Consider the following 21,766-nt stretch of genomic DNA (forward strand, 5'->3'; position numbering starts at 1 on the left):
TAACGTCCCGGCGGCTTTGCGCACGTCCCGAGCGGGGCGTAGCCCCTGTGAGGGATGGCGCAAAACCGCCTGATGTGCGAGAGTCCGCGAAGCGACCGAGCGCATCAGGCGGTGCAAGCCGCCGGGACGATGTAGCGAAAGGAGCGAAGCGGATTTCGCTACATCGCTTCGGGTATTGCCGAAGGCGGGGATTTTTAGTACTAAAGTTTAATCGAAGAACGAATGTTGAACTTTGCACAAATGCTCAATCGAAGAACTTCAGCCCCGCTTTTGGCAATACCATGTTACAGGCTGGCGTTTTCGTTAACTGTGTAATTTTAGCTATTTATTTTCAACCTTTTAACCCATTTATACACTTCGACCCACAACACCGACACGGCAGCAATTAAAATTGAGATTAAGAATTGCTGGAAATTTATACTACTCAATTGAAAGAAAGAAGCGAATGGCGGAATATAGAGTATTGCAATAAGTAAAACCAAAGATGCTCCAAGTATTAATGGGAACAATCTATTTTTATTTTTAAAACTATCAAATACACTGTAAATGAATGAGCGATTAACCATACTCAAAAACACATTTGCAAATACTAAAGTTGTGAAAACTATTGAACGTGTAGTTGCTTCATTACTACCGTTTTGTACAGCATACTGATATGCAGTTAGAACGCCTGCGGTAATGGCCAATCCCTGAATAATACTAATGCTTAATTCTTTCCAGCTCAAGAATGTCTCGGTCATTTTACGTGGTTTCTCTAGCATTGTATTTTTTTCCATCGGCTCATTTTCATAGACAATAGAACAGGTTGGCCCCATTATTAGCTCCAAGAAAATAACATGTACCGGTGTGAAAATATGCGGATATATCCAACCCAAAAACAAGGGTAAAGAAACCGTTAGAATAATCGGAATATGAATGGATATAATATATTGAATGGCTTTTTTGAGATTGGAATAAATTCTTCTTCCAGCCGCTATTCCAGTGATCAATTTGTCTAAATCATCATTTGCAATAACCAATGCTGCCGCTGCTTTTGCGATTTCTGTTCCTTTATTTCCCATCGCTACACCAATATGAGCTGCTTTCAAAGCAGGTGCATCATTCACGCCATCTCCCAGCATGGCCACCACTTCATCGTTCTTTTTAAGAGCGTTTACAATTGCCAATTTTGCCTCGGGGAACATACGCGTAAACAGTGTGGTGCTTTTAGAAAGTTCCATCAATTCGGTTTCTGTATGATGAACGATATCGGTTCCGTTTACTGCTGCTGTTTCGTTTATTATTCCTGCTTGATGCGCAATAGCCCTTGTTGTATCTGCATTGTCTCCTGTGATGACTTTTACCTTGATGCCTGCAGCATATATCTTTTTAAATACTTCTTGAATGTTCGCTTTCGGTGGATCGTAGAAAACAGTGAATCCTAAAAAGTCAAAAGAAAAATCTTGTTGTTTTTCAGGAAAGTGATTGCCTTCAAAATTACATTTAGCCACGCCCAGTACTCGGTACCCTTGTGCTCCGAAATTGATGATATGTTGTCGTAAATTGTCCTTCTCGCTTTCCGTAAGATTAGAAACGGCAAGAATGGCTTCGGGCGCACCTTTGGCTGCAATAATTCTTTCACCTAAACTATTTTCAAAAAGATGCGTCATCATTGGAGGTTTCCCTTCTAATGGATATTCGTGTATCATTTGAAAATTCTTCCGCTCATCATTGGATTGTGTTTGCTCATAAATTTGATGCAGTGTTTTTTCCATGGGATCAAACGGAATGGGTTCACTACTCCACATAGCGAAACGAATAAGCTCTGAAAGCTCAGGTGTATTGAATTGCGTATCCTCAAAAACCTTGTTTGATTTGTAATCAAATAAAAGTTTCAGTCGCATGGAGTTTTCAGTAATAGTTCCCGTTTTGTCCGTACAGATCACTGTAGTACTGCCCAATGTTTCGACCACACTACTACGTTTAATTATCACACCTTCACTCATTAATTTCCAGGCACCTAAAGCCATAAAAGTAGTAAAGGCTACAGGGATTTCTTCTGGAAGCACAGACATGGCCAAGGTTAATCCAGCGAGTAAACTTTGTATGATATCTCCTGATTTCCAGTAACTAAATCCCCAAACCATCAGAAACACGATAACACCAATAATCGCCATTCCCTTTACAAATTTGGTAATCTGAATTTGCAGTGGCGAATGAACTTCTTTGATATCTTGAATGGATTGACTGATTTTCCCTAGTTTGGTTTCTGCTCCAATTTTCTCTACATTAAAGATGGCCAAACCAGATACTACCAGCGTTCCGCTATATATTTTTCTATCTTCGGTTTCTTGACTTTTAAATACTGAAAAACTTTCACCTGTTAGTGAGGCTTCATTAACTGAAAAATCATTGCTGTGCACAATTTCGCCATCAGCACTAATCATTTTTCCTTCTTCGACAATGCATAAATCGCCAACGGCAATTTCGTTTGTGGGAATTTGCATCACGATTGAATCTCTGATAACAGTACTTAACGGTTCGTTCAATTTTTTCAACGCTTCCAGTGCTTTTTTACTGCGATTGTCTTGATAGAATGAAATGCCAGAAACGACAATAATAGCGCCCAACATAAAAATAGCTTCGGAATAATTGCCAACTATTATATAAATAACTGTTACCGCAATAAGCAAAAGCAGCATTGGTTCTTTCCAAATATCGAGCAACATCCTATACCACGCATTTTTTTTAATAGCGTCTATTTGATTGAAACCAAATTTTTTTCGAGAGGTTTTTAATTCCTCAGTTGTGAGACCTTTAATTTGTTTGGGGACATTATACTGCATCAGTCTAATTTTTTAAAAACATAAAACTGTTAGATTTATTTAAATTACTGTGAAAAGCGTTTTTGTGATTTTAGTGCATTTTTCCACGCTTGCCTGTAACGTCCCGGCGGCTTTGCGCACGTCCCGAGCGGGGCGTAGCCCCTGTGAGGGATGGCGCAAAACCGCCTGATGTGCGAGAGTCCGCGAAGCGACCGAGCGCATCAGGCGGTGCAAGCCGCCGGGACGATGTAGCGAAAGGAGCGAAGCGGATTTCGCTACATCGGTCTAGGCTATGAGTAGTTGCGTGGGTTAGCACTTAACTTTGAAAGTACACACCAAGTTGGAAATTCCGCAGGAATTTCAGAAGCAGGCGAGAACAAGCAATTACTTATAGCCATTGTTAGCGGCTGGTATTTATTTTTGGCCAGTAAGTTGTGTCGGTGTTAGTCCAAAATGTTTCTTGAAAGCATAAGAGAAGTGCGATAAGTTTTCAAAACCTGTCTCTAAATACACTTCAACAGGTTTTCTGTTTTTCTCCGTCAGTTGGTAGTGGGCAAGCTCTAAGCGTTTTTGTGTCAGCCATTTTTGTGGTGTTGTATTAAACGCTTTTTTGAAATCTCTTTTGAAAGTTGTCAAACTTCGTCCTGTCAAATAGCTGAATTTTTCCAATGGCATATTAAACATAAAATTATTTTCCATAAACTCGGCAAGGTTGATTTTGTAAGGTTCAGAAAAGTCGGCTAAAAGATTGTCAATGTCTATGTCAATAGAACGCAAAATAGTTAATGCTTCTTCAATTTTTATCGAAATTAGTTTTTCGGGCAACTCGCTTTCCACTTCAAAATAAGGTAGCAATGAAGCAAAGAAACTTTCGAATAATGGGTGTTTTTCAAAAGTTCTGATTTTGTGTGTATGTGGTTGCGAAAGTTGAAACAGATTTTTGGCGTAATATTCTTTTAATCTTTCAGTAGTTAAGGTCATCACAACCGATTTATATGGTCGTCCGTCTTTTGGATATTTAATAAGTGTACTTAATTGGGTTCGGGGAAATAACAACATATCGCCTGCACCAAAAGTATAGGAACTGTCTGCCTGAACTACTTTCATTTCGCCCGAAATTATCCGCACAAAAGAATGATGTTCCAAAACAATTTCGTCTTTGAAATATTTTTCTTCTATACACGCCAAAACAATTTCGGCATATTCATTTTGTTGTTTATCAGCCATACAAATGCAAAATTACAAAAAATCAATAGCGTGGTGCTGTCAAGCACCAGCTATTGAAAATTAGAAATTAGATTTCAAATTTTATGCTTGTCAGTTCTTCGCTCAAAGTCCAAAGTCTTTTTGCTGTTTCTTCTTCTAATGCGTAAGGCATTACACCTTCAATCCGCGTTACACCGTGCATTCTTTGGCGTGGGTCATCGGCTTGTAAATCCAATTCGGCTACTTCTGTATTTTCGCAATACACACCGCCAATATTATTGAGTAACGGATTTGTTGCTGCAAAAATTGTAGTAGAAGCACCTTGCGGAAGCGTTTTTAATCCTTTTGAAGCATCTCGTATAATGTTTCCGTTTTCATCAAAAACACCTGTCGATTTTAATTGTTCTTCTGACATATGGCGTTTTAAGTCGGTTTCCACAATAGCGCCCGGGTGCAGTGAATACGCACGAACACCAAATTCTTTTCCGCGATTATCTAATTCCAAAGAAAACAAAATGTTTGCTGTTTTAGATTGTCCGTAACCTAACAAAGTTTCATATTCTCTGTTTTCAAAATTTGGGTCTTCAAAATTGAAAGGCGAAAAATGATGCCCCCACGATGAAACATTGATAACCCTTGCTCCATTTGCCTTTTTCAATGCAGCCCAAAGTTTTGCTGTAAGTTGAAAATGTCCTAAATGATTTGTGGAAAGTTGGCTTTCGTATCCGCGTTCATCACGAATTAACGGAACCCACATAATTCCTGCATTGTTGATGAGTAAATGCAAAGGGCGACTTGAAACCAAAAATTTTTCGGCAAAATTGTTAATAGAAATTGGATTTATCAAATCCATAGTTTCTATTTCTACATTTGCAATTCCTGCTAAATTTTTCTTTGCTTTTTCGGTATCTCGTGCAGGAACGATAACTGTTGCACCTGCTTCTGAAAGTGTTTTGGTTGTTTCCAAGCCAATACCTGCGTAACCACCTGTTACGATTGCAATTTTTCCTGTAAGGTCAATACCTTTGATTACTTCTGTTGAAGTTGATGTTGCGTTGAAGCCTGAACCTATTGGTTTTTGTAATGCTCCGTTGTAATTTGTTTGTCCCATATTTTAAATGTTTTGTTGGAACAAAATTAGAAAGCATTTTGTCGTACAACTTTGTTTTACAGTCCGAATACACTTTGTTCAGACGGTCATTTTTTCAAGAGTGTTGTTCGTTATACTTGCCCATAACGGTAAAACGCTATACGAAGGCAGGGGTTAAGATGCACTCCCTTTCAGCCTACCACAAATGATAAATAGATGCACGAACGCTCACTTTAGCAGTACGCCCCTGCTTTTGTATAGCGTATGTTATAGGGTGTTTATTATTTGTCAAATGGAAATTAGAAATATACACAAACACGCTGCATGGTTTGCTTCATATATGAACGCTCCCGACGGTGGAAATGATGCACAAGGCGAGGCATTTGTTAAATGTCAAATCAAGAAAATAAAACAGTTAACTGATTTGATTGAAAATATTAAAGGTGAAATAGAACTTTCTGAAAACCCAAAAGAGTATTCAGAAAAAATGATTTTAAACTCAATTAAAGCGATGATTGAGCAAACAAAAGAAGTCGAACATACAAGCGGTTATTTTAAGTGGGTCGGTTAAATACCCTATAACGGGCCGCGTATTGGCGATGGGCGGGATTTTACCACTGAACTTTAATCTAAGAACAAAAGTTGAATTTTGCACTTCCGTTGATACGAAGCCGTTCAGCCCGCCTATTGCCAATACGATGTTAGCGGTTCGGGCTTTTATTCTTTTTTGTCATTTAAAAATTCGTCTGTAAAGTGTCCCTTTTGATTTGGTTTTGAAAATTTGTCTTTGTTATATGCTTGTGAATTTCCTTTTGGAATTGACAACGAAGTCCAACCGTTTTCTGCAAACATTTTCCCTAAAAATACAATTTGTCCAATGTGATACGGATAATGTGCAAGTTGTCTGTTAATGGCTTCGGTTACAGTATGTCCTTGATTTCGTATGTAAATAGTTTTGTCAAGGTCGTCTGTTGTCAACGAGTTGATTGCGTTGAAAAGACAAGTCCAACCTTCGTTCCATTTGTCTAAAAGTTCTTCTCTACTTTTTATGTCGTTTTCAAATTCAGCATCTCTGTTGCGAAATTCTTTTTCTCCGTCCGAAGTCAGAAAGTCTGTCCAACGTGAAAGCATATTTCCCCAAAGGTGTTTTACGATTGTCGCAATGCTGTTGCTGTCGTCATTGTATTGCCAAAACAATTTGTCGTCCTGCACTTGCGAAAATGTTTTGTCCCCAAGCATTTTGTAATACTCAAACTGTTTTCTTACGCTGTCTAAATAGTCGTTTGTCATAATTCGTTGTCTTTTTGGTGGGTCGTCCTAACCTGACCGCTAACGTTTTGGCGCTTGGCGCAGTGGCGGATTTCGGAGCACAAAACTGTCAATGCACCACAAAAGTTGATGCGAGGTATAATGTTCAATTAACCACGTCACCCGCCATTGAGCCAAACGCCTGTTATAGCCAGTGGTTTTTGTCATTCTTCGTTTGTCGGTATATGTTTTTCTCTACAATAGTTTTCAACTTCTGTGTCGTTGGCAAAATAACTATCACAAAATTCGTCAAGTTCTTTTTCTGCTCCTGAAACGTATTTTTCGCTTGCAGTCATTAGTTTTTCTGTCTGTTCTATGAATTTTTCAAATTCCTTGTTCATTTTACAAAGTTTGTCAATCGTTTTAAAGTCCAAATCTCTGTAAACTGCTGGAAATAACACTTTACTCTGATAAGGATTTGCGTTTAATTCGATAATTCCAATTCCGAATGATTGATTAAGTCTTGCCATTTCTTCATTCAAGCTATCGCTGAACTCAAAAGCAACTAAATAACCATAATTTGCCCAACTTGAATTAGAAACTGCTTGAAAAAAAGCCTTTTTTAGTTCGCTGTCGCTATTGATTTCTCTTTTTAGTTCGTATGAACTCAATTTGAAAGTATCAACTCGATTTATAGATTTTAAAAAATTTTGACTGGCTTTTGTCTGTAAGTTCAAGAATTTAATACCAACCATATCTGGATGTGTCCAAATTTGGTTGTTGTCCTTTCCGTTAGATTGTTCGTGGAAAATTGTCTTTGAGTAAGTGTCAGTATTTTTTAGATAACTGCTTAAAAGTTTGTGTAAATCTCTTTCCTCATAAGTCTTTGACTTGTTTATTTTAATTGGTTTTACAATTTGAGTTTCGGTGTCGCCACTTAGTATTTCAATTCCAATATTTTGCTCATTTTTTGTCAAGTAGTAAGAGTAAGCCCCATTACTTTGTTTTATTCGTTTTACCCTTGTATCTCCGTTACGAATGAAATCTCCAAGTTGAGCAGAAACAGTTGCAGGAGGTGTTTTTCCAGCAAATTCATAATAATTATTTGCCAGTATATGGTCACAAATCTCAATAGAGTTAGCTAATCTATCTAAATCTTCAAGGCTCTTTATAATCGCTTCTTTTATTGTCATTGTCTGTTTATTTTTCTTTTGCGGTTCGGTCGTCCTACCATTGGCTATAACTCGTTTATACCCCCCACAAAATGTCGTCAATACAATCAAATGTGGTTGGCTTTGCGCCATAAGCATGAGGGTTTATTTTTGACAGTAAATATAGTTTTTTCCTTCTACAAATCGTCAAAGGGGCTTTTAATGTTTTGTAAACTTTTGGTGCTTACGTGGGTGTAAATCTCTGTGGTTTTACTGCTGTTGTGTCCCAAAAGTTCCTGTATATAGCGTAGGTCTGTGCCGTTTTCCAGTAAATGAGTGGCGTAGCTGTGCCGCAGCCAATGCAGGCTTACCGGCTTTGTGATACCTGCTTTTTTAAGGGCTTGTTTCAGTACGTTTTCGAGGCTTTTCTCACTATATTGTTCACCTTTATTTTGCCCTTCAAACAGCCACACTGCTGGCTTGTATGCTTTATAGTATTCCCGCAGAAGTTCAATAATCTTTACCGAAATCGGAGTTATGCGGTCTTTTCTTCCTTTGGCCTGTTTGATAAGCAGTACCCCTCTCCTGCTATCCACATGAACGGGTTGCAGGTTCAGCAGTTCGCTTCTGCGAAGTCCGCAGGCATAGATCAGGCTGAGCATTGCGCGGTGCTTGATATTTCCGTGCGCTTCCAAAATGGCTTTTATTTCCTCTTTGCTCAAAACATTTGGTAGCGTTTTGGGCTTTTTGGGTCGGTCTATTTTGTCGATGTCCACGTTTCTGTTTTGAACTGTTCGAAAAAATAATTTCACGGCATTTACCACCTGGTTTTGGTACGAAGCCGATAGTTTATTTTTTAGAATATACTCGTTGTTAAAGTCAATGATGTCGTTGTTCTCAATACTGCTCAATTCTTTGTCAGAGAAAAATCTAAGAAAGACCCTTATGGCATCATGGTATGTTTTAATAGTGTTTTCGCTGTATCGTTTGCTGCGCAACCATTGATTGAATTTTTCTATTTGTACCTCTACCTCTGTGCTTAGTTGATTTTTTGGTTGGTCGTTTGAGTTTTTGTAGCCTTCCAGATTAATCTTAAACCGTATTCGATATTCTTCTGTATCGGGCAAGTGCCAAGCTTGCAATGTTTGACTCCATCGCACATCCTTCAGCCGCTTGATTCGCTGTATTAATACGGGGTCTTTTTCAAAATAAACAGCTATGCGCCGCTGTCCCCTGTGGTTTACCGATTTTGCAATCCAGCCCATGTCACACGGTTTAAGTTTAACTTGCTGTGCGCTAATTTAAAAACAATCTTTTACAGGTCAAAACCGTTAAGTGGACAGTGCTCAATCTAATACAGTGCATTTGTACAACACCAAATATCAATTCTTCACAAAGAAATCAAAATGCAGGAGATTCCTGTTCGACTAAGGGCAACACACTAAAAAAGCGGATAAAGCAACCAGATGCCCTACCCGCCCCTAACCTGTTCGGCTATTACCTGTATCGTTTTAGAAACAGTATTTATTTGCCTCTATCAGCTGCTTGGCCACACGCTGCCGCGCATCCTTCACATTGAAAGGCTGTACTTTCGTAAACCTGCGCAAACCCACCATCATCATAGCCAGCTCATCGCCTTCGGCAAAGGAGTTTAACGCTTCCTTACCTGCCAGGTACACCTTGTCTACCGCCGTGTACAGATAAATGCGCGCCATATCCAATTGCCCGGCTAGGGCACTTTCCCCACGGCTACTCACCAGCTTCTCCACGCGCAGCAAGGTAGATTCGGCCACGTAAACGTAGCCGATAATGTCGGCAATGTTCATCAATATCTCCTGCTCCTTGGACAGGGTCATCATCAACTTTTGCACGGCCGCACCTGCTACCAACAATCCGGTTTTCTTGAGATTGGCCAATACTTTTTTCTCATAGGCAAACAAGGTATCGTCTTCCTCCCCAAATTCGGGAATGGCCATCAGCTCGGAGGCGACCGCTTGTGCGGGTCCCATCAGGTCAAGTTCTCCCTTGAGTGCTCTCTTGAGAAGCATGTCCACGATCAACAACCGGTTCACTTCATTGGTCCCCTCAAAGATCCGGTTTATTCTAGAATCACGGTATGCTCTCTCCATGGGCGCATCGGCCGAATAACCCATACCTCCGTAAATTTGTACTCCCTCATCCACGATATAATCCAACATTTCGGAACCCCATACCTTCAGTATAGCACACTCGATAGCAAACTGTTCGGTCGACTTCAATTTGGCTTTGGCTGCATCCATTCCCCCTTCTATCAAGGTTTCATAGGCATCGTCAATATTTTGACCGGCACGGTAGGCGGCACTCTCTACTGCAAAATTGCGCGTGGCCATTTCGGCCAGCTTATAGCGAATGGCGCCAAACTTGGAGATGGGCAATTTGAACTGTACACGCTCATTGGCATAGTTGATGGCCTGGTTGAGCACTTTCCTGGATGAGCCAATGGCCGCCGCGCCCAGTTTGATGCGCCCGATGTTCAGGATATTGACGGCAATCTTGAACCCATTTTCCCTGTCGGAAAGCATGTTTTCTACCGGCACGGGACAGTCATTGAAAAAGACCTGACGGGTGGATGATCCCTTGATACCCAGTTTATGCTCTTCGGGATTCATGGTGATGCCGCCAAAATCACGCTCCACGATGAATGCCGAAAGGTTCTTGTCATCGTCTATCTTGGCAAAAACAATGAATATGTCAGCAAAACCGCCGTTGGTGATCCACATCTTCTGCCCATTGATGATATAATGGGTACCCCCTGCATTCAGCTTGGCGCTGGTGCGTCCGCTATTGGCGTCCGAGCCCGAGTTGGGTTCCGTGAGGCAATAGGCCGCCTTGTATTCCCCCGTCGCCAATTTGGGGATATACTTTTCCTTTTGCTCGGCATTGCCATAATAGAGAATGGGCAAGGTACCTATGCCCGTATGGGCCGATAGGGCTACGGCAAAGGAAGCTCCGGCACCCACGGCATCGGTCACCAACATGGAGGTGTTGAAGTTCTTGCCAAAACCACCGTATTCCTCCGGAATGGAAACGCCCAATAGGCCCAACTCACCCGCCTTGTCCAGCAGGCTCTGCATCAAGCCTTCCTCCTGCTTGTCGATGCGCTCGATATTGGGGAAGACCTCCGCCTCAAGAAAGCCCCCGCAGGTTTGCTTGATCATCAATTGCTCTTCGTCAAATTCCTCGGGGATGAATACATCCTCGTAATTGGTATCGCGGATAACGAACTCGCCACCCTTGATCGATTTGTTTTTTACGGTACTCATAGTATTTAGATTTTAATTTTTAGTAGCAAGTAGAAAGATATAAGTATCAAGACTGACTTTCCAGCTTGCTAAAGTGCTTTAGTCTTATGTCTTACGTCTTATATCAACAATTCAAATATCCCCGCAGCACCTTGTCCGGTGCCTACGCACATGGTGACCATGCCGTAGCGTTGGTTGCGGCGCTTCAGCTCATTCAGCACCTGCACGGTAAGCTTGCCCCCGGTACAGCCCAAGGGATGCCCTAGGGCAATAGCTCCTCCATTGACGTTCACGATATCCTTGTTCAGGCCAAGTTCTCGTATGACGGCTAACGATTGAGAGGCAAAGGCTTCGTTCAACTCAATGAGCTGGATATCCGCTTGGGTAAGACCAGCCTGTTTTAATGCCTTTGGAATGGCTACAATAGGCCCTATACCCATAATGCGCGGTGGCACGCCAGCCACGCCATAGCTCACCAATCGGGCAATGGGTTCCACGTTCAGTTCTTTCAATTTCGCCTCCGAAACAATAAGCACAAAGGCAGCGCCATCCGAAGTCTGCGATGAGTTGCCCGCCGTGACGGTACCCTTGGCGTCAAAGACGGGCTTCAGGGCCGCCAATCGCTCCACGCTCGTATCGGCCCTCGGCCCCTCATCCGTATCTACCACATATTCCCTGCTTTCTATTTTCTTGCCGTCTTTCAAATAGTTTTCCTTGACGGTGATGGGTACGATATCGTCCTTGAATTTACCGCTGGCAATCGCAGCGAGTGCTTTTTGGTGCGACTGATAGGCAAACTCGTCCATGTCCTCCCGCGACACCTTGTATTCCTTGGCCACGGCCTCGGCCGTGAGGCCCATGCCCCAGTACCAATCCGGATGCTCTTTGGCAACCCTCGGATTGGGAACAATCTTCCATCCGCCCATGGCCATGCCCGACATCACCTCTACCCCACCGGCTATGATGACATCGGCCAGCCCAGCCTTGATCTTGGCCGTCGCCGTGGCGATGGTATCCAGGCCGCTGGCGCAATACCGATTGACCGTTACGCCGGGTACTTTGTCGGTCCCTAGCCCCATGAGCGATATGAGCCGCCCGATGTTCAAGCCCTGCTCGGCCTCGGGCGTGGCATTGCCCACGATGACGTCATCTATCTGTTCCCTGTCCAGATTGGGCACCGATGCCACCAAATGCTTGATCACATCGGCTGCCAAATCGTCCGCCCGCGTAAAGCGAAATACACCCCGTGGGGCCTTGCCCACGGCTGTTCTATATCCTGCTATGATGTATGCTTCCATGTTTTTATAGATTTGCGAAGTGCGTATTGCGTATTGAGATGTTTACGCGCTTCTTATTGTTTAAAATTTGCGTATTGCGTATTGAGATCAAAGTCTGCTCACTACGTATGCGTACTTCTTATTGTTTTAGACATGCAAAATGAGCTATTTCTTTTTCAATACTTGTTGTAACTTGTAACACATTTTTTGAATTTCATCGATCTTATCCAGTATTACATCAACTTCAGACGCGAGATTTAGTCTATGAGCAATCACGATTTGTGTTTGAAGTTCATATGCAGAACCATTGGCAACTCCTAGAAACTGAACAAACTCGCCATTTGTGTTACGTCCTGCTCCCTCTGCAATATTTGAAGCGATTGACACGCTAGATCTTCTGGTTTGAGAAGTTAAACCAAAACGTTCATCACTAGGAAATTTTGCCGATATCTCGTAGACTAGGACACATAAATCAATGGCTTTGTGCCAAATTTTTAGATCCTGAATATTATGCATATCTATTGTTTATTTAATGATATAATCCCCTTTACTATTCTCTCTATATCGCAATACGCATATCGCACATCGCAATACTAGTTTCTCAACGGCTTCCCTTTCGTCAGCATGTGCTGTATCCGTTCAAGTGTCTTGCGTTCTGCTGCAAGCTCAAGAAAAGCCTTGCGTTCCAGCGTCAACAGGTATTCCTCAGATACGGCTGTAGGTTCGGACAGGTCACCGCCGCACATCACGTAGCCCAGCTTTTCGGAAATTTTCTGGTCGTGCTCACTGATGTAGTTCCCCGAACGCATGGAGTTGGCCCCTACGTAGACGATACCCAAACCTTGGTTGCCCAGCACCTTGATGTCTCTCCTCGGTGCGGGGGCGGTATAGCCGGCATTTGCCAGCTCCAGTGCCTTGGCCTTGGCATCGGCCAGCAACCTATCCCTGTTCATGGTGATGGCGTACTTTCCGGCTTGCAGATAACCCAGTTCAAAGGCCTCAATCGCCGAGGTGCTCACCTTGGCCTGCCCAATGGTGAGGAAACGATCTTTCAATGTATTCTGCGTAATCTGGTCGCTCTTAAATTCATCCGATGCACGCAGGGCAAACTCCTTGGAACCACCGCCTCCGGGGATGACCCCCACGCCAAATTCTACCAGGCCCATATAGGTCTCGGCATGCAGCTGCACAAAATCGGCGTGCATGGAGAACTCGCAACCGCCCCCCAAGGTGAGGTTGAACGGCGCCGCTACTACGGGGATAGCCGAATAGCGTAGGCGCATGGACGTATCCTGAAACATTTTCACGGCCATATTCAGCTCGTCATAATCTTGCTCCACGGCCATCATGAAGATCATACCGATATTGGCACCTGCCGAGAAATTGGCGCCATCGTTGGCAATGGTCAGTCCCCGATAGTTTTTCTCGGCCAGGTCTATGGCTTTATTGATCCCCTGGATAACGTCGCCACCTATGGTGTTCATCTTGGTGTGGATCTCGGCATTGATGATGCCATCGCCCAAATCCTTAATGGTGACACCGCTATTTTTCCATATCACTTTGTCGGACGGGATGTGATCCAGTATAATAAACTCTTCGGTGCCAGGAATTTCCTTATAAGATTTCGTTTTCCTGTCGTAATACTTCCTTTGGCCCTCTTCTATTTTGTAGAAACTGTCATGGCCGCTTTCCAGCATGTCCAGCACCCACTGGGCCACCGTGCCTTGCTGTCCGGGCAGTCTTTTTTCTTCGGCGGCGATCTTGTCTATGGTCTCCTTCACGCCTAGAGCGTCCCACACCTCAAAAGGCCCCATTTCCCAGCCAAAGCCGGCACGCATAGCATCGTCTATACGGAAAAAATCGTCGGTGATCTCGGGCACGCGCTTGGAGACGTATTCAAACAGCGGGTAGTGCATGGCGCGGAAAAGCGCTCCGGCCTTGTCCTTGGCAGATTCGAAGATCTTCATCCGCTTGGCCAGATCGGGTTCCTTTTTGGTCTCCTCCAAGGTGGCGGATTTTACTTTTTCCTGCTTCCTGTATTCCAGTTTTTTCAGGTCCAAGACCAGTATCTCCGAGCTGCCATCGCTGTTTTTCACTTTCTTGTAAAAACCCTGCTTGGTCTTCTCTCCCAGCCATTTGTTCTCCGCCATGGTGATCACGTATTGTGGCAGCTGAAAGACGTCGCGCGCCTCGTCATTCTTGGCGTTCTCATACAGGCCCTTGGCTACGTTCACCATCGTATCCAGCCCTACCACGTCCGAAGTACGGAAGGTAGCCGATTTTGGGTGTCCCATGGCCGGACCAGTGTACTTGTCCACTTCCTCCACCGTGAGGTCGAATTGCTCCACCAGATGGATAAGTGCTAGCATGGAATAGACACCGATGCGATTGCCGATAAATGCAGGCGTGTCCTTGCATAGCACGGTGGTCTTGCCCAGGAACTTATCGCCGTAGTGCATCAGGAAGTCCACAACCTCCGGCTTGGTATCGGCAGTAGGTATTATTTCCAACAAGCGCAGATAGCGTGGCGGATTGAAGAAATGCGTTCCGCAAAAGTGCGCCTTAAAGTCCTCGCTCCTTCCCTCTGCCATCAGGTGGATGGGGATGCCCGAGGTATTGGAGGTAATCAAGGTGCCGGGAGTCCTATATCGCTCTACCTGTTCAAACACCTGCTTCTTGATGTCCAGCCGCTCCACGACCACTTCAATGATCCAGTCTACCTGTGCAATGTCCTTCATGTTGTCGTCAAAATTCCCGGTTTTGATCCTGCTTAGGAATTTCTTACTATAGATAGGCGATGGATTGGTCTTGATAGCGGTATCCAATGATTGGTTTACTATTCGGTTCTTTACTTGTGGGCTATCCAATGCGAGCCCTTTGCGTTCCTCCTCCGCGTTCAACTCTTTGGGTGCTATGTCGAGCAATAGCACAGACACGCCTATATTGGCAAAATGACAGGCTATCCTAGACCCCATCACGCCAGAACCTAATACCGCAACTTTCCTAATATTTCTGCTCATCATAAGAATTTAATTGGTTTATATTTATTGGAAGGCCCTTCATCCGTGACGATCGAAAGGCGATCTCCTTACTATTCTTGTATGTCGTCCGAAGAGGGCTCGTAGGCCAATGCCAGCGCATTGATCTTCTTGAGTATGGCTATCACCATGGCCCTTTCCTTCTCGCTGATATTTTCGTCAATATAGGTATTGAAACTGCGCACGATATCCTTTGCCACTTCTCGCTTCTCAAGCCCTTTATCTGTCAGAAATACACGCACCGACCTTTTGTCTACCTTATCTGAAGCCCTGTATATCAAGCCTTGCATTTCCATTCCACTCAATACCCGCGAGAGGCTGGTAGACTTTACCCCCAAAAGGGCGGCCATCTGTGTCACTGACACCCCATCCTGATGGATATTGATGAGTAGAAAACCAATTGCCTGTGTCAGGCCATGCTTGGCTGCTACCTGGTTGTACTTGTTGGCTATCGATTGCCAAGCCACCTTCAAATAATAATCAACAGTATTGTCCCGGCCCATAATTTATTATGCTTGCATAGCAAATCTACTTCATTATTTCGGAACATACAAGGGAAATATGATATTTATCATTTACCTTTCTATTTAAAACAATTCTTATTTGAATTCTCAAAAGATTTCTACATTTGTACGAGATGGTATATTAACTTTTGAATGTTGTGAAACTAAAACAAGTAGATAGAAAATCCGGTTTGACTCAAAAAGAGTTTACCGAACAGTATTTCAACAAAGGGATACCCGTCATTCTGGAGGATTTTGTGAGCAAGGATAGTCCTGCTTTTAAGAAGTGGAGTTACGACTATTTTAAGGAAATTGCAGGCGATCACGTCATAGAACTATATGGGAAAGAGGACTCGTCCAACGACAGAGCCAAGAGTGCCCCAGTTGCAAGGATGAAATTCAGTGAGTACCTTGACCTGATAGAAAAGGAGCCTACCGATTTGCGTATTTTCCTTTTCAACTTGATGAAATTGCGCCCCGAGCTTAATGATGATCTGATATATAATGATCTAACAGGTGGAAAAGTACTCAAGTGGTTGCCTTTTCTATTTTTCGGTGGCGAAGGCTCGAGCACAAGGAATCACTTTGACATAGACATGTCCAATGTGTTCATCACTCAGTACAAAGGGACGAAGCGCATTTGGCTTTTTCCACTGGAACAATCTGATTTGATGTACAAGCTGCCTTACAATTTCCACGGCATTGCCAACCTGAAAAACCCGGATCTGAAACAGTATCCGGCATTGCAATACCTAGATGGGTACGAAGCCGAGATCCATCCTGGCGATACCTTGCTGATGCCTTCTGGCTACTGGCACTATATACAATATGTGACGGAGGGCTTTTCCATTAGCGTGCGCGCCCTGCCGGCCAATCCCATGGATAAGTGGCGAGGCTTTAGGAACCTGGTTATCACCAGAAATTTTGACAATACCATGCGCAAGATTTTCAAAGACAAATGGTACCAGTACAAAATAGATCGTGCAAAGCAACGTGCCAATAGGGCATTAAAAAAATACAGGTAAAAAGAAAGGGAGCTGCGCGCAGCTCCCTTTCTTTTTGTGACCGAATTGGTGTTTTATACCAGATGGACATCGTCTGCCTCGTTCTTTTTCTGGTTGCTGTTTTCGGCATTTTCTGCGTATATTCTCCCTACGTCATCGGCATGGCGCTCAAGGATGACCTTCCTTTTCAGGCTGAGCTTCGGTGTTAGCTCACCGCCATCTATGGTCCATTCATTGGCAAGAAGAACAAATTTTTTCACCTGCTCCCAATGGCCGAAATCTTTCATGGACTCACTTAGAATATCGTTGTATTTTTTTATTACCTGATCGTTCTTCAATAGGTCTTCCCTCGAAGAAAACGAAATTCCTTTAATCTTGGCCCAGCCCTCCAAGTCATCATAGGAAGGTACGATAAGTGCTGCTGGGAATTTCTTTCCCTCCCCGAGCACCATCACCTGCCCTATGAGGCTTGATTCCATTAGTTTGTTTTCCAAAACCTGCGGAGCGACATATTTTCCTCCAGCGGTCTTAAACATTTCCTTCTTTCTGTCGGTAATGCGCAGGAAGCCCTCTGAGGTGAGCTCGCCTATATCGCCAGTCTTGAACCATCCATCTTCATCGAAAGCTTCTTTCGTGGCCTCCTCATTCTTGTAATAGCCCTTTGTGACATTGGGTCCCTTCGTAAGGACTTCTCCATCCGAAGCTATTTTCACTTCAACGGAATCGAGTGGCTTACCCACCGAACCAAACAAGAGGCCGGTAGGAGACAAACTATTAACGGCAATGACCGGTGAGGTTTCCGTGAGGCCATATCCCTCTAGTATGGGGATATCCGCTGCCCAGAATATGCGTGCCAATCGTTCCTGCAGTGCAGCGCCGCCACTGATGATCGCCTTAATATTTCCTCCCAGCGCATCTTGCCATTTGGAGAAAATAAGTTTTCGGGCAATAGCCAATTTGAACTTATAGAACCACCCATTCTTGCGCGGCTCTTGAAAATTGTGCCCCAGGGCAAGTGCCCAGAAAAACAGTGCCTTTTTTATGCCCGACAATGCTTTTCCCTTGGCCACAATCTTATCATACACCTTTTCCAATACACGTGGCACGGTGGTAAATCCATCTGGTTTCACATCATTGATATCTGCCACAATGGTATCCATGCTCTCTGCATAATAAATGGAAATACCCAAATAAAAGTACATATAAACGACCATGCGCTCGAAAATGTGCGACAAGGGCAAAAAGCTGATTGCCTTATAGTAGTTTTCCGGAAATAACTTATGCGAGTCAATTACATTGCTCAATACATTCTTGTGCGACAAGAATACGCCTTTTGGCGTACCGGTTGTTCCTGAGGTATATATAAGTGTCAATAAGTCATCCGGCTGTACAGCATCACGGTATGGAGCCAAGTCTGTCTCCAGCTCCTTGCCTCGGGCTATCAAATCGTGTATGGTTTCTTTTTCCCCCACCTTATCAAAAGAGAAAATGGGCAAGTTGATATTATTGACAGACAGCGCTTTTTCTACCTTTTCCTGAAGCTGGGCCGTACCTACAAAAATCAGCTTCACTTCGGCATCACTTAGTATGAAATTGAGGTCTTTCTCAGACAAAGTAGGATATAATGGCACAAGCGCTGCCCCCAATTGGTTGACAGCATAATCTGCCACATTCCACTCTGGCCTATTGGCCGACATGATGGCCACTTTGTCTCCCTTGCTCACTGCCCTATCTAGCAAACTGCGGCTCAATGCATCTATCTGCCCCATAAATTCCTTTGTGTTATGGGTAGTCCACTTGCCATTGGCCTTGCCAGCAACAACCACTTGGTCAGGATACTTTTCCCGATAGCGGTCTAGCAAATCAAAAATCCTTGTCACTTGTGTCATAATTGGCAATTTTATATTATAATTTTAATTGGTCTACTTGTCGGTCAGCCCTACAAATCCGCACTTTAACTACTCATTCATAAAATGTATTGGAGCGCAAAAAGTTTTTTATAAATAGAATTCTTGCCTCATCCTTTGTGCTTTGTCTCACAAATATAATATGCATGCATAACAAATGCAAGCTTTGGCATCTATTTTGTTACCTTCACTCCCTGAAAATCGCCTTGCCAAATCGGACAAAAAACAATAAATAATTGGCCAGAATAGATTTAAGGCGCTATTATTCACTTTTATATAGTTAAAAAAAAATTATGAAAAAATTGATTTTCCCATTTTTTGCCTGCCTTGTCATGACAGTTTGTTTGTCGACAGAAGTAAAAGCACAAGCAATGGGTGATGATTACAACAATGCAATTGGCGGACGTTTTGGCATTGCAAATGGGATTACTTTCAAACACTTCTTTAAGCAGGACCAAGCCCTGGACGTCATTTTAAATTTCCGATCGAAAAGAAATGATTACTCTCGCTTTAAATTGGTAGGTCTTTACCAATGGCACCTGCCCATCAGCGACGTGGCAGGCCTAAGGTGGTACTATGGCGTAGGTGGTGGACTAGGTTCCTATACCGATAAGGTAGCGGACGAAAGTGAATTGGATTTTAGCGTAGATGGCGTGATCGGTCTTGATTACAAGATACCGAATGCACCTATTAACCTGTCCCTGGACTGGAAGCCGGCGCTTAATTTCTCTCCAGACACCGGATTGGATGCAGAAGGGATAGGCTTGTCCATCAGATTTGCATTTTAACTCAAAAATAGAAGGGAGCGATTAAAAACCGCTCCCTTCTATTTACATACATCAGGTTGCTCGCTAATCCAGCCCCAGCACCTTCTTATTGAAAGCTTCATCAGCCTTGACACCGGCAAAATCGTCAAATGCCTTTTCGGTGACTCGGATAATGTGATCGGAAATGAGTTGTGCGCCTTCCCTGGCCCCGTCTTCTTGGTTCTTGATGCAGCACTCCCATTCCATCACGGCCCAGCCATCAAAGTCATACTGAGACAGCTTACCGAAAATACCTTTAAAATCCACCTGCCCGTCGCCCGGCGAACGGAAACGTCCGGCTCGGTCTATCCAATTTTGGTAGCCGCCGTACACCCCCTGTTTCCCCGTAGGGTTGAACTCGGCATCCTTCACGTGAAAAGCCCTTATGCGCTCGTGGTAATTGTCTATATAGGCCAGATAATCCAGGCACTGCAGCACGAAATGCGATGGGTCATATAAAAGGCAGGCCCGCGGGTGCTGACGAACCTTTTCCAAGAACATTTCGTAGGTAATGCCATCGTGCAAATCCTCTCCGGGATGGATCTCATAGCATAGGTCAACCCCATTTTCCTCAAACTCGTCCAATATAGGCAGCCAACGCTTGGCAAGTTCCGTAAAACCCTGGTCTACCAGACCCGCAGGACGCTGGGGCCATGGATTGACGGTATGCCATAACAAAGAGCCACTGAAAGTGGCATGGGCCTTTAGTCCGAGATTTTTTGAAGCCCTTGCGGCATATTTCAGCTGCTGTATGGCCCATTCCGTACGTTCTTTGGGCCTTCCCTTCAGCTCATCTGGAGCAAAGGCATCAAACAACAGGTCATAGGCAGGATGTACGGCGACTAGCTGTCCCTGCAGGTGGGTGGACAACTCCGTTATCTGCAGTCCGCTTTCTTCCACTGTTCCTTTCAGCTCGTCCGCATAATCCTTACTCTCCGCCGCCTTCTTGAGATCGATGAATCGGCTGTCCAGGGTAGGCATTTGAATTCCTTTGAAGCCTAAAGACTTTGCCCATTCACAAATGGGCTTTAGGCCATTGAATGGTGCATTATCACCTATAAATTGTGCCAGGAAAATCCCTGGTCCCTTTATTGTTTTCATATTTTAGTTGTTAGCTGCTGGCTGTCAATACCATTTACTGACAACCCAAACCTTGAATTAGAACTTAAAAATATAATTACTTGCAACCTATACGGCAAAAGGAGTCCACTTTTGCTCGCTGTCTCCACTGGACACTACACTTTCTACGAAAGCCATCCCCCGTACCCCTGCTTTCGTTCCGGGAAAATCCAGCTCTTCGGCGGAGGGGGTTTCGCCATTGATAGAGGCCAATACCGTAGAGGCAAAATTGCGGTAATGGTTGGCAAAAGCTTCGAGGTAGCCTTCCGGATGACCGGCAGGCACGCGCGTATTGTGCTTTGCAAACGATCCCACATAGGCACCACCGGTACGGTATATCTGCGCTGGCTTGTCGCGCCATTTCAATAGCAAGGTATTGGCTATATCCTGTTGCCATTCCAAACCACCTTTCTCACCGTACACACGCACCTTGATGTTGTTTTCTTCTCCGGTAGCTACCTGGCTGGCCATCAGCACGCCCGTAGCCCCATTGCCGAACTGCAACAACACGGCACCGTCATCGTCCAGGCGCCTGCCCGGTACCACTTTGTTGAGCGCAGCGCATACCGCTGTGACCTCCAACCCACTTACATACTCGGCCATATTGAAGGCATGCGTGCCAATGTCGCCCATGCTGCCTGCCAAGCCACTTTTGGCCGGATCAGTATGCCAGGAGGAAGGGGACTCCAACTCCTCGTTATCTGCCCCAAAGGTACTCAGCCATCCCTGCGGATACTCGACATACACTTTATAGATATTTCCGAGAACGCCCTTGCTTACCAGATCCCTCGCCTCCTTCACCATCGGGTATCCGGTATAGGTATGTGTGAGGCAAAACACCAAGTTGTTTTGCTTGGCCAAGCTGTCCAGTTCTTTAGCTTCCTCCAGCGTAATGGTCATCGGCTTGTCCAGCACTACATGGAAACCATTTTCCAGAGCCAACTTTGCCGGTGCGAAGTGTAGAAAGTTTGGCGTAACGATACTCAAAAAATCCATTCGCTCGTCTTCCGGCAATGCCGCTTCTTTGGAAATCAACTCTTCGTAATTGGCATATACACGGTCTTCCGACAAAAAAAGTTGCTTGGCCGTTTCCTTGGATTTGTCCAGGCTGCTGCTAAATGCCCCACAGACAAGTTCCACTTTCCCATCCATATTTGCGGCAATGCGGTGCACGGCACCAATAAAAGATCCGGGGCCTCCACCCACCATGCCCATACGCAGTTTTCTTTGCATCGTCAATTTGTTTTTATCGTTTTTTAATAATTATGGTTTATATCTTACCGTCCCTTACCGTTACAGTCTACTCCAAACAAAAAGAGCTATTTGTAGGCT

Annotated in this window: 17 protein-coding genes; 3 read left to right on the forward strand and 14 right to left on the reverse strand. The window is 44.1% G+C overall.

What is annotated here, in order from left to right; genetic code table 11:
* Positions 1-317: 317 nt before the first annotated feature.
* The 3 genes from A37S_RS0115195 to A37S_RS0115205 all read right to left on the reverse strand — a co-directional run bounded on the left by A37S_RS0115195 (position 318) and on the right by A37S_RS0115205 (position 5,121).
* Positions 318-2,825 (reverse strand): cation-translocating P-type ATPase, encoded by a 2,508-nt coding sequence (locus A37S_RS0115195; RefSeq protein WP_028297726.1) that lies wholly within the window; start codon positions 2,823-2,825, stop codon positions 318-320.
* Positions 2,826-3,218: 393 nt separating this feature from the next.
* On the reverse strand, positions 3,219-4,031 hold the full coding sequence (locus A37S_RS0115200) for an AraC family transcriptional regulator (protein ID WP_028297727.1): 813 nt from the start codon (positions 4,029-4,031) through the stop codon (positions 3,219-3,221).
* Between the two features lie 67 nt (positions 4,032-4,098).
* Positions 4,099-5,121: an SDR family NAD(P)-dependent oxidoreductase gene (locus A37S_RS0115205; RefSeq protein ID WP_028297728.1), complete on the reverse strand. Its 1,023-nt coding sequence runs from the start codon at positions 5,119-5,121 to the stop codon at positions 4,099-4,101.
* A gap of 271 nt (positions 5,122-5,392) precedes the next feature.
* Between A37S_RS0115205 and A37S_RS0115210 the strand changes: the two genes are divergently transcribed.
* Positions 5,393-5,671 (forward strand): hypothetical protein, encoded by a 279-nt coding sequence (locus A37S_RS0115210; protein WP_028297729.1) that lies wholly within the window; start codon positions 5,393-5,395, stop codon positions 5,669-5,671.
* Positions 5,672-5,817: 146 nt separating this feature from the next.
* On the opposite strand, the gene A37S_RS0115215 is transcribed toward A37S_RS0115210, so the two are convergent.
* The 8 genes from A37S_RS0115215 to A37S_RS0115250 form a co-directional block, all read right to left on the reverse strand.
* Positions 5,818-6,390: a DUF1572 domain-containing protein gene (locus tag A37S_RS0115215; RefSeq protein WP_028297730.1), complete on the reverse strand. Its 573-nt coding sequence runs from the start codon at positions 6,388-6,390 to the stop codon at positions 5,818-5,820.
* 182 nt (positions 6,391-6,572) lie between these two features.
* Positions 6,573-7,541 (reverse strand): COG2958 family protein, encoded by a 969-nt coding sequence (locus tag A37S_RS0115220; protein ID WP_028297731.1) that lies wholly within the window; start codon positions 7,539-7,541, stop codon positions 6,573-6,575.
* A gap of 155 nt (positions 7,542-7,696) precedes the next feature.
* Positions 7,697-8,764: a site-specific tyrosine recombinase/integron integrase gene (xerA, locus tag A37S_RS0115225; RefSeq protein ID WP_028297732.1), complete on the reverse strand. Its 1,068-nt coding sequence runs from the start codon at positions 8,762-8,764 to the stop codon at positions 7,697-7,699.
* 246 nt (positions 8,765-9,010) lie between these two features.
* Positions 9,011-10,801, reverse strand: coding sequence for an acyl-CoA dehydrogenase family protein (locus A37S_RS0115230; protein ID WP_028297733.1), 1,791 nt, complete (start codon positions 10,799-10,801; stop codon positions 9,011-9,013).
* Positions 10,802-10,899: 98 nt separating this feature from the next.
* Positions 10,900-12,078, reverse strand: a complete 1,179-nt coding sequence (locus A37S_RS0115235) for an acetyl-CoA C-acyltransferase (protein ID WP_028297734.1) — start codon at positions 12,076-12,078, stop codon at positions 10,900-10,902.
* Positions 12,079-12,222: 144 nt separating this feature from the next.
* Entirely contained in the window at positions 12,223-12,573 is a 351-nt protein-coding gene (locus A37S_RS0115240; RefSeq protein WP_028297735.1) for a four helix bundle protein, read from the reverse strand.
* A 77-nt stretch (positions 12,574-12,650) separates the two neighbouring features.
* On the reverse strand, positions 12,651-15,077 hold the full coding sequence (locus tag A37S_RS0115245; RefSeq protein ID WP_028297736.1) for a 3-hydroxyacyl-CoA dehydrogenase/enoyl-CoA hydratase family protein: 2,427 nt from the start codon (positions 15,075-15,077) through the stop codon (positions 12,651-12,653).
* A gap of 71 nt (positions 15,078-15,148) precedes the next feature.
* On the reverse strand, positions 15,149-15,598 hold the full coding sequence (locus tag A37S_RS0115250; RefSeq protein WP_028297737.1) for a MarR family winged helix-turn-helix transcriptional regulator: 450 nt from the start codon (positions 15,596-15,598) through the stop codon (positions 15,149-15,151).
* 158 nt (positions 15,599-15,756) lie between these two features.
* Between A37S_RS0115250 and A37S_RS0115255 the strand changes: the two genes are divergently transcribed.
* On the forward strand, positions 15,757-16,623 hold the full coding sequence (locus tag A37S_RS0115255) for a cupin-like domain-containing protein (protein ID WP_028297738.1): 867 nt from the start codon (positions 15,757-15,759) through the stop codon (positions 16,621-16,623).
* Between the two features lie 53 nt (positions 16,624-16,676).
* Here A37S_RS0115255 and A37S_RS0115260 read toward each other — a convergent pair whose 3' ends face one another.
* The gene (locus A37S_RS0115260) at positions 16,677-18,491 is read right to left on the reverse strand and encodes an AMP-dependent synthetase/ligase (RefSeq protein WP_028297739.1); all 1,815 of its coding nucleotides are present in this window, start codon (positions 18,489-18,491) and stop codon (positions 16,677-16,679) included.
* A gap of 311 nt (positions 18,492-18,802) precedes the next feature.
* On the opposite strand from A37S_RS0115260, the gene A37S_RS0115265 reads away from it, so the two are divergent.
* On the forward strand, positions 18,803-19,297 hold the full coding sequence (locus A37S_RS0115265; RefSeq protein ID WP_028297740.1) for a hypothetical protein: 495 nt from the start codon (positions 18,803-18,805) through the stop codon (positions 19,295-19,297).
* A gap of 63 nt (positions 19,298-19,360) precedes the next feature.
* On the opposite strand, the gene A37S_RS0115270 is transcribed toward A37S_RS0115265, so the two are convergent.
* Together A37S_RS0115270 and A37S_RS0115275 are read right to left on the reverse strand one after the other, a co-directional pair.
* A complete protein-coding gene (locus A37S_RS0115270) occupies positions 19,361-20,416 on the reverse strand; it encodes a sugar phosphate isomerase/epimerase family protein (protein ID WP_028297741.1) in 1,056 nt (351 codons plus the stop codon).
* Between the two features lie 87 nt (positions 20,417-20,503).
* On the reverse strand, positions 20,504-21,667 hold the full coding sequence (locus A37S_RS0115275; protein WP_028297742.1) for a Gfo/Idh/MocA family protein: 1,164 nt from the start codon (positions 21,665-21,667) through the stop codon (positions 20,504-20,506).
* Between the last annotated feature and the right edge of the window lie 99 nt (positions 21,668-21,766).

This window comes from Olivibacter sitiensis DSM 17696 (assembly GCF_000427965.1).
GTDB lineage: Bacteria > Bacteroidota > Bacteroidia > Sphingobacteriales > Sphingobacteriaceae > Olivibacter > Olivibacter sitiensis.